Here is a 9,052-nt window from a genome sequence, read left to right as displayed (position 1 = left end):
GGACCCCGGATCGACCACCCCGCCCCTGACAGCCCTCGACGAATTGCCCGACGACATCGTGACATTGGAGGCACCCAAGTGAGTCAGAAGGAGCCCTACACGCGCGAGCGTGTCTCCTTCGGTGCCATCGCGTCCGCGGCCCTGCTGGCACTGATCCTGGTGGTCGGCATCGTGATGTTCATCGGGCGCGACGATTCCGGCGGCGGCGAAAGCGCCGCCGTCGCCGTGAGTTCCGGCGGCGAGGGATTCGCCGATCCCGAGATCGACATCCTCGGGCGACGGGTCGACGTCCCGAACAACGCTGCCGGACAACCGCTCTCGCAGGACCCGTCGCGCCAGCGCAAGCCCACCGACGCCGACTGGCTGACGGCCGCCCCGGAGGGCACCCGCTCCCCGTTCGGGTGGCAGCGGGTCTACGGCGCGTCGGTGCCGTTCTCCACCTCCGACGGCCCGACCCGGATCGAGGACGGTCTGGCCGTGGGCTATTCGCACACACCCCAGGGCGCGGTGCTGGCCGCGGCGCAGATCACCTACCGGCTCAACGCCCGTCCCGCCGACCGTGAACTCTACGTGCGGCAGGTGCGGGTCTCGGCGACCCAGATCGCCGCCTACGACAAGGCGCTGGAGGAGGACCGGTTGCCCGAACAGCAACCGGAGAAGATCACCCGGTATTTCGTCGCCTCCGACGCCTTCAAGGTCGAGAACTACGCCGACGATCTGGCCATCGTCCGGTTCGCCTCGCGCGGACCCGCCGTCGACGGCAAACAGCTGTGGGCGGCACTGCGTTTGGTGATGGTGTGGGACGCGGGGGACTGGCGGCTCAAGCCGTCGACCTCCAACAGCGCGCACACCGAGTACATCGAATCGATCGAAGGGTGGACCGCGTGGTGAACCGATATCGGCTGCGACACCGTCGGATCGAGGATCGGGACGGGGCGGATCGCGCGTCCGCTACCCGCGCGGGGCGATGCCGGGACACAATGGTGAGTCGGCCGGCGCGGCCGGACGGCGGCCGGACACCTGTTCGGCCACAGGAGGATTGGGAGTTCCGGCCGGTGCGAGGCGTACGACGGGTGCGGAGCGGGTCCCTGCGAGCCATCGAGAGGTGGACACAGTGCTGAGGCGGATTCTCACGATCTTCGCGGTCATCTTCACCGTGATGATCGCGACACCGACGGTGGCCTACGGCCAGACCTACGGATTCGACGACACCTGTAACGAGATCCACGACACCCTCGACGACGTCGGCCTGCCCGGCATCTCGCTGGGCGATGCCGCCTCGGCGGCCTGCAAGGCGGGCAACGCCGCCTCGCATCCGGGCGAGGCCGCCACCGCGGTCAAGGACAAGGCGTGGGATTCGACCTTCGGCAAGGTGGTCGACTCGTTGATGAAAGGTCTGGGCGAGGCGATCATCCTCGCGCTGACCTTCTGGATGAAGGTGCCCAACGAGGCCGCCAGCGACGACGGCTCGCTGTTCACCAAGATCAACGACTACACCTATCAGATACAGATATTGCTGCTCATCGCCTCGGTCATCCTGACCGGCGCGCGTCTGGCCGCCGCCAGGCGCGGGGCCGCGGTGAGCGAGGCGGCCGAATCGTTCAAGATGTTCGCCCGCGTGGTGTTCAGTTCGTGGATGCTCGGCGCGGTGATCGTGGCGGGCACCCAGGCCAGCGACCGGTTCTCCGAGTGGATCATCCAGGACTCCACCAACGGCAACGCCAAGGATCTGGCCGAGTTGATGGTCAAGACCAGTAAGTTGCAGGCGTTCTCGCCGGGCTTGGTGCTGATCATCGCGATCGTCGGCCTGCTCGGCGCGCTCGCCCAGATCGTGCTCGCCATCGTGCGTCAGGGCCTGCTGCTGGTGGCCGCGGGCGTGCTGCCGCTGGCCGCGGCCGCGTCCGGGATGGACATCGGCAAGCAGTCCTATTCCAAGCTGGTCGGCTGGATCATCGCGTTCATGCTGTACAAACCGGTGGCCGCGATCGTCTACATGATCGCCTTCACCACCGCGGGCCACGTCGACAGTCTGACCTCGACCACGGGCCTGCCCGACGGCGAGGAAGCCCAGCGCATGCTGGTGGCCATCGTGCTGCTGTGCAGCGTGGCCTTCGTGCTGCCCGCGCTGATGCGCCTGGTCACCCCGGCCGTCGCGATCGTCGGTTCCGGCGGTTCGGGTCTGACCGCGGCGGGCGGCACCCTCGTCGCCGCGGCGGCGCTCGGTGCGATGGGCACCAAGGCGGTCGCGGTGAAGTCCACCGCCGCCGCCGGTTCGCCGGGCTACGTCGGCGGCGGTGGCGCGGGTCCGCGTCCCGGTGGCGCAGGCCCGCGCGGCGGCGGTCCGCGTCCCGTCCCGCCGCCACGCGGGGGCGGAACCGGTCAACCCCCGCGCGCCTCCGGCCAACAAGGCGCGGCCGGAGTACCGTCCGGTGCGGCCAGGGCCGCCGGTCGGGCGGGTGCCGCGCGCGCCGCGACCAGCGGACTCAACCGGGCCGAGGAGACGATGGGCGACCTCGCCGGTGACCGCTGGGCGAATCGTTCGCCCGATCTCGGGAGGAGCACCATTCCGCGATGACTGTGACCGACACCTACGAGCGGCGCTCGTACGGCTTGTGGCAGAAGCCTCGCAGCGCAGGTCTTTTCGGCCTGCGCTGGGAGGAGACCGTGATCGGTTTCGTCGTGGTCATCACGGCGTTGATCACGGCGATGGTCGGCGGATTCCAATGGGGCTTCATCGTCGGCGGCGTCGGCGTGGTCATCATGGTTCCGCTGGTGTGGCGCACCGGGGGGCGTTCGGGTTACGAGACGGGATTGATGATGTTCAACTGGATGCGTTCGCGCGGCAACGGCGAACACGTGTACCGCGGCGGCCGGTTCTCCCGGGTCCCCGGCGGTGTCACCCGCCTGCCCGGCCTGCTCGCCCCCTCCAAGCTCTACGAGGGCATCGACGCGGGCGGCTACAGCTTCGGCATGATCCACCTGCCGCAGTTCGCGCAGTACACCGTGGTGCTGCGCGCCTGGCCGCAGGGGCACGAGGCGGTCGACCAACCAGTCATCGACCGGTGGGTCTCGGCGTGGGGCACCTTCCTGGCCTCGGTCGGCCAGACCAGCGACATCATCGCGGTGGTCCCGGTCATCGACACCGTGCCCGAGACGGGCAACCGCCTGCTCACCGAGGTGTCCACGATCACCAGGCCCGAAGCGCCCGATCTGGCCCAGCAGGTCATGTACGAGTTGGCCACCGAACTGCCGCAGGAGCGGGTGCAACTGCTGCCGCGCGTGGCGATCACCTTCAAGGCCACCACCGCCGAGCGGCGCAAGAATCCGGCCGAGGAGGCCGTGGAGATCGGGCGCAGGCTGCCCGGCATCTGCGCGGCGCTGGCCGAGGCGGGCGTGCGCGCCCAGCCGATGTCGGCCGACGAGGTCATCTCCTTCATCCGCCGCAGCTACGACCCGGCCTCGCAGGCCGACCTCGAGGTGGCCGCCTCCGAACCCGAAGGCCACGGCCTGGACTGGGCCGACGCGGGCCCGGTGTCCCACGACGAGAAATGGGACCACTTCATCCACGACGGCGGCCGTTCGGTCACCTGGGAGATGGACGCCGCCCCCGAGGGTGCGGTGGACGAGCGGGTGCTGCAACGGCTGCTCGCCCCCAACCCCGAGGTGCCGCGCAAGCGGATCGCGATCGTCTACCGCCCGCATTCGGCCGCCGACGCCGCCGAGATCGTGGACGACGACTTCAAGAACGCGCTGGTCGCCCAGCAGAGCGAACGCGGCGTGGTCTCGGCCGCGGCGACGCTGCGGGTGGGCGCGACCCAGCAGGCCCGCGAGGAGCAGGCCCGCGGTCACGGCGTGACCCGCTTCGGCGCGCTGGTGACCATCACCGAACCGCTGCGCGGTGACCTGCCGCGTATCGAGGCCATCACCCGCGATCTGTCCACGCAGGCGCGGTTGAAGATCCGGCGGTGTTACCGCTACCAGGCCGCGGGGTTCGCGGCCTCCCTTGGCTGCGGCGTGATCCTGCCGGAACACGCGACCATTCCGAAGGCATTGGCGGGGTGATCGACTCATGGCACGCGACTACGAAGTCCCGTTCGAGCCGGGGATCGACGCGTCCTTCGACCGCGGGGCGGACGGACCGTTCGGCCCCGCGGTCGACAGCCGTCCGCCCTCGGTCGGCGATATGGGCCGCCGGGGCGAACAGAGCGGCTCGGAGGATCTGGTCGACCGGGCGCGCAGGCTGGCCAGGGGCGTGAGCGGCGACGAGCGCGGCGAGACCGGGGCGGGGTCCGATCGGGAGCGGAGGTCGTCGAGCGACACCGCCGAGCGGCGGGCCCGGCCCGGCGCCGGGCGGAGCGACGGTGTCCGTCCCGATCGGGCCCATCCCGAGCGGCGCGAGCATCCGCGCGGGGAGCGCGGCGCGTCCCGCGACGGCGGCAGGCCCGAACGCCAAGGCGGGTACCGGCCGGACCGGGCGGGGATGGCCCGGCCCGAACGACCGTCCCAGGGACGCCAGGAGCGGATGCCGCAGCGCCAGGAGCGCGGTTCGGATCGGTCCGCCCAGCAGCGCGCCAACGGTCGGCAGGCCCGGCAGCAACCGCGCCAGGACAAGGTCGACTACACCGCCGACCGCGCGATGGGCACCCCGCCGATGGACAAGGCCGCGCGCCGGGCAAAGGCGCGTTCGGACAAGCGCAAGCAGTCCGGTCCGCCGCTGCTGGACGAGGCGAACCGGGCCAGACTCGAACAGCTCAGCCGCGAGGGCTCCGGCCTGCGCGCGGCCTGGGCCACCTTCCGGGTCCGCACCGACGACATCCGCCGCCGCAACTACGCCGCGCGCGCGGAGCAGACCTTCGAGGACGGATTCGACCGCAGCACGGCGCAATTGACCGATCGCGGCTACGCCGGGCCGGGTGGCGGCCGGATGAACGTGGTCGGCCGTCCGGTGGAGTACCGCGCCACCACCGCCCAGGTCGCGGGTCTGTGGCCGTGGTCGGTCGGCGCGGGCGCGCCGCTGATCGGCACGCCGCTGGGCTCGCACCTGCACACCGGCGCGCCGGTCTGCTTCGACCCGATGAACTGGTTCCTGCGCGGCAGTTTCATCACCGCGCCGAGCCTGTTCGTGCTGGGGCTCAACGGCTTCGGCAAATCCTCGCTGGTGCGGCGGATCGTGCTCGGCGGCATCGCGCAGGGCATCACCCCGCTGATCCTGGCCGACGTCAAACCGGACTACCGCAAGATGGTCGAACTGGTCGGCGGCCAGGTCATCGACCTGGGCTACGGCCACGGCAAACTCAACCCGCTGGCCGCGGGCGTGCTCGGCTCGGTGGTGCCGCTGCTGGAGGACCACCCGGCCCTGCAGGCGCAGGTGCTCCAGGACATGCGCGCGCGGCAGGTGACCCTCATCGCCGGCCTGGTGGAACTGGTGCGCGGCGCGCGGGTGCGCGACTACGAGGAGACGCTGATCTCCACCGCGCTGCGCATCCTGTACCAGCCGGGCAGCGGCTACACCCCGGATCAGCCGCCGATCATGGAGAACCTGCTCGAGGTGATCGTCGCGGGCGGCGAGGAGTTGATGCTCGACGCGGGCGCCGACGACCCGAACGAATACCAGAACGCCATCAAGGGCCTGCGCCGCTCGTTGCGCGCGCTGACGCAGGGCCCGTTCGGCGCGATCTTCAACGGCCAGACCTCGGTGCCGATCGACACCGGCGCGGTCGCGGTCTGCATCGACGTCTCCCACATCCCCACCGGCGACAAGAAACTCAAGGCCGCGGTCATGCTGGCCTGCTGGGCCGACGGGTTCGCCTCCGTGGAGGCCGCGCACGTCTTGGCCGACGCTGGCATGGGGCCGCAGCGCTACTTCCAGGTCGTCATGGACGAGTTGTGGCAGGTGCTGGGCCTCGGCGATTTCATGGTCGACCGCGTCGACGAACTGACCCGCCTGCAACGCAGCATCGCCACCGCGCTGATCATGATCAGCCACACCATCAAGGACTTGCAGGCGCTGGGCACCGAGGCCGCTATCGCCAAGGCGCTGGGCTTCCTGGAACGCGCGCGCGCCAAGATCTTCGGCGCGCTGCCCGCCGAGGAGGTCAAGCGCCTCGACTCCACGGTGCCGTTCACCTCCGCCGAGGAGGACATGGTCACGGGGTGGTCGGCGCCGCAGGCGTTGACCGGCGAGGCGCTCAAGCCCGGTCAGCAGCGGCCCTCGCCGCCCGGCACCGGCAAATTCCTGCTCAAGATCGGTGAGGATCGTCGTCCGGGCATCCCGTTCCACATGGAGTTCACCCAGTCCGAGAAGGACAGCGGGATCCACGACACCAACCAGCGGTTCAGCGAGTTCACCGAATCCACCGGGCGCGACAAGGATTCACCCAGCGGGAGTGCCGCATGAGGGTCGCGAGAGGCGGGGGGAGGGGTGCGAGATGATGCCGCATCGCCCGTACCGCAAGGTCGCGCCGGAGGTGCGCGAGGCCGCGGTGGCGCAGGTCGTCGCGCTCACCGAGAGTCTGAGCAGCGAGAGCGAGGCGTGCCGGGTGGTCGCCGATCAGATCGGCGTGCACCCGAATTCGGTGCGCAACTGGGTGCGGGCCACCCGCGGTGACAGCCTGGAACGCATGGACGCGCCCGCGCTGCGTCGCAAAGTGGCGCTGCTGCAACAACAACTGGCCGCCGCGGCCGAGATGAACCGGGCGCTGGCCGACACCCTCAACGAATCCCGTCGCCGCACGTGAGCGGCAAAGGCGTGCTGTGGGGCATCCTCGGCGTCGTGATCGGGTTGATGGCGGTGGTTCTGGTCATCGTCATGCCCGCGGTCGAGGACCCGTGCGAAGGCAGTTCGGTTCTCGGTTCCGCGACCGCGCTGCCCCCGTTGGGCGGTGCCGGTGTCTCCGGTGACCCGCGCGCCGCCGCCGCGTCGGCGAGTACCGCCAATCCGACGCTCACCGCGACGCCGTCGCTGGCCGCGGGCGTGGGTCCGCTGCGCCGCACGCTGCCGTTGGCCACCGGAACCTTCACCATCTCCGACGTCTTCGGTTCGCGCGGCGGTGACCACCGCGGGGTGGACATGGCCGCCGTCGACGGCACCCCGATGTTCTCGGTCGCCGACGGCCGGGTGGTCGCGGCCGGGCCCGCCTCCGGATTCGGCAACTGGATCGTGGTCGACTCGATCGACACCAACGGCCGCGCGTATTCGGCCGTCTACGGCCACATGTGGGACAGCGGCGTCCTGGTCCGGGTCGGTGACACGGTGCGCGCGGGTCAGCAGATCGGCCTGGTCGGTTCGGCGGGCGAGTCCAGTGGTCCGCACCTGCATTTCGAGATCGTGCCCGGCGGCCGGTTCACCGGCGGTCGGCACATCGACCCGCTGCCCTGGCTCGACGGCGCGCCCACCCCCGATCTGGGCGGCGCGCAGTGGTATTCGGGTGATCCGCGCTGCAATCTGGGCTTCGGCAGCGCGGGCGGCCTGCTCGCGGCGGGGAAGGTGCCCGCCGAACTGGAGATCTGGTACCGCCGCGCGGGTTCGCTGTGCCCGCAGATCACCTCCTCGCTGCTGGCCGCCCAGGGCCGCCAGGAATCCGGTTTCCGACGCGGGGCCACCTCGCCCGCGGGCGCGCAGGGTCTGGCGCAGTTCCTGCCCGGCACCGCGGCGAGCACCAATCCCGACGACGGCCGCCCCTACGTCATCGACGCGGACGGCAACGGCGTGGCCAGCGTGTGGGACGACGGCGACGCCATCATCGGTCAGGGCCGCTACATGTGCGCGATCGCGAACAAGATCCAGCGCTGGCAGGCCGAAGGTCTGGTGCGGGGCGACGTGACCGCCTTGGCGCTGGCCGCCTACAACGCGGGCGAGGGCGCGGTGCTGGCCTCGGGCGGCATGCCCAACCAGGTCGGCGCGCACTACTCCGAGACCCAGCCCTACGTGCGCAACATCCTGGCGCTGGAACCGCAGTACCGCGCACCCGGATCGACCGGTCGGTTCACACCGGGTGAGGAGACGGGCGGCGCGCAGATCGTCGAAGCCGCCCACGACTGGCTCGGCACCCCGTACGTGTGGGGCGGCGGCGGACCGCAGGGCCCCAGCGGCGGCGGACTGGACGGCCCCGGACTCACCTCGGCGGCGGTCTTCGCCGCCTCCGCCGGCGAGGTGGTGCTGCCGAATACCGCCGAACAGCAGTGGGAAGCGGGCTCCGAGGTGTCGGTGAGCCGGGCCCAACCCGGTGACCTGGTGTTCAGCGATTTCGGTCCGCGCGGCCCCGCCGCGGTCGGCATCTACGCCGGCGACGGTCGGATGATCCAGTCGGCGCCCGCCGCGCCGGGGCGCGGCGGCGGCGGTGTCGGCGAGGTCGCGGTCCCCGGTGACGCGCGACTGAGGAGGGTGCTGTGAGTCCAGGTGTGCGGGCGGTGCGCGAACACGGCCGGGCGCGTGCGGCGTTCGGAGGGCGACGTCGGCCCGCGTGGCGGCTAGCCTTGAAGGAACGAGGAGAACTGCGCGCGAAACTGGTGGTGATGCTGGTGATCGGCGTGTCCGTGACGAGTGCGGCCTGCGGAGGGGACGATTCGGGTTCCGGCGCGGCCGGCCCCGCCACGTCCACCACCCGGTTGCTCGAGGTCGCGCCCGCACCCGACCCGGTCACGCCCGACGGCGTCGCGGTCACGGCCCTGAAACAGATCTACACCTGGCAGCCGGCCACCGAGGCCCAGGGCGCGTCGCTGGGCCGGGCGCGCGCGCTGCTCGGGCCGAGCCTGCTGCGGGTGCTGGACAGCCCGCCGCAGGCCGACGCGCCGAAACCGACTCTGCAATGGTCGGATTGGGCGGCGGCGAAGGCCACCGTCGAGGCGTTCACCTTCGCCTCGGGGGAGCGCCCGCCCTCGGGCGCCGACCCGAACACCGAGCAGTACAAGATCGGGATCGAGCAGACCGTCGTCTACCCCGACGGACGCGAGCAGGCCCTGCCGCCCGCCACGGTGATCGCCACCGTGGTCAGGACGGCGGCGGGCTGGCGGCTCGACGCCTTCCGCTGATCCACCGAAACATTCATCACAG

At 71.2% G+C, this 9,052-nt stretch carries 7 protein-coding genes; all 7 read left to right on the top strand.

Annotated elements, in window-relative coordinates; all coding sequences use genetic code 11:
- The first annotated feature begins 78 nt into the window (after positions 1-78).
- Complete coding sequence (locus ON30_RS17300) at positions 79-891, top strand: DUF8175 domain-containg protein (protein ID WP_040708439.1); 813 nt, start codon at positions 79-81, stop codon at positions 889-891.
- Between the two features lie 223 nt (positions 892-1,114).
- On the top strand, positions 1,115-2,575 hold the full coding sequence (locus ON30_RS17295) for a hypothetical protein (protein ID WP_040708454.1): 1,461 nt from the start codon (positions 1,115-1,117) through the stop codon (positions 2,573-2,575).
- Complete coding sequence (locus tag ON30_RS17290; protein ID WP_040708438.1) at positions 2,572-4,062, top strand: SCO6880 family protein; 1,491 nt, start codon at positions 2,572-2,574, stop codon at positions 4,060-4,062. Before ON30_RS17295 ends, ON30_RS17290 begins: the two co-directional genes overlap by 4 nt.
- A gap of 7 nt (positions 4,063-4,069) precedes the next feature.
- The gene (locus ON30_RS17285; RefSeq protein WP_083911460.1) at positions 4,070-6,397 is read left to right on the top strand and encodes a hypothetical protein; all 2,328 of its coding nucleotides are present in this window, start codon (positions 4,070-4,072) and stop codon (positions 6,395-6,397) included.
- A 31-nt stretch (positions 6,398-6,428) separates the two neighbouring features.
- Positions 6,429-6,737: a transposase gene (locus ON30_RS17280; protein ID WP_040708437.1), complete on the top strand. Its 309-nt coding sequence runs from the start codon at positions 6,429-6,431 to the stop codon at positions 6,735-6,737.
- 47 nt (positions 6,738-6,784) lie between these two features.
- Positions 6,785-8,392, top strand: coding sequence for a peptidoglycan DD-metalloendopeptidase family protein (locus ON30_RS17275; protein ID WP_373282564.1), 1,608 nt, complete (start codon positions 6,785-6,787; stop codon positions 8,390-8,392).
- A gap of 83 nt (positions 8,393-8,475) precedes the next feature.
- On the top strand, positions 8,476-9,030 hold the full coding sequence (locus ON30_RS17270; RefSeq protein WP_245554092.1) for a hypothetical protein: 555 nt from the start codon (positions 8,476-8,478) through the stop codon (positions 9,028-9,030).
- Positions 9,031-9,052 lie beyond the last annotated feature (22 nt).

Origin of the sequence: Nocardia takedensis NBRC 100417 (genome assembly GCF_000308695.1) — a bacterium.
GTDB lineage: Bacteria > Actinomycetota > Actinomycetes > Mycobacteriales > Mycobacteriaceae > Nocardia > Nocardia takedensis.
Note: the sequence above shows the minus strand (reverse complement) of the source record. Positions and strands in the feature narration are given on the sequence as shown.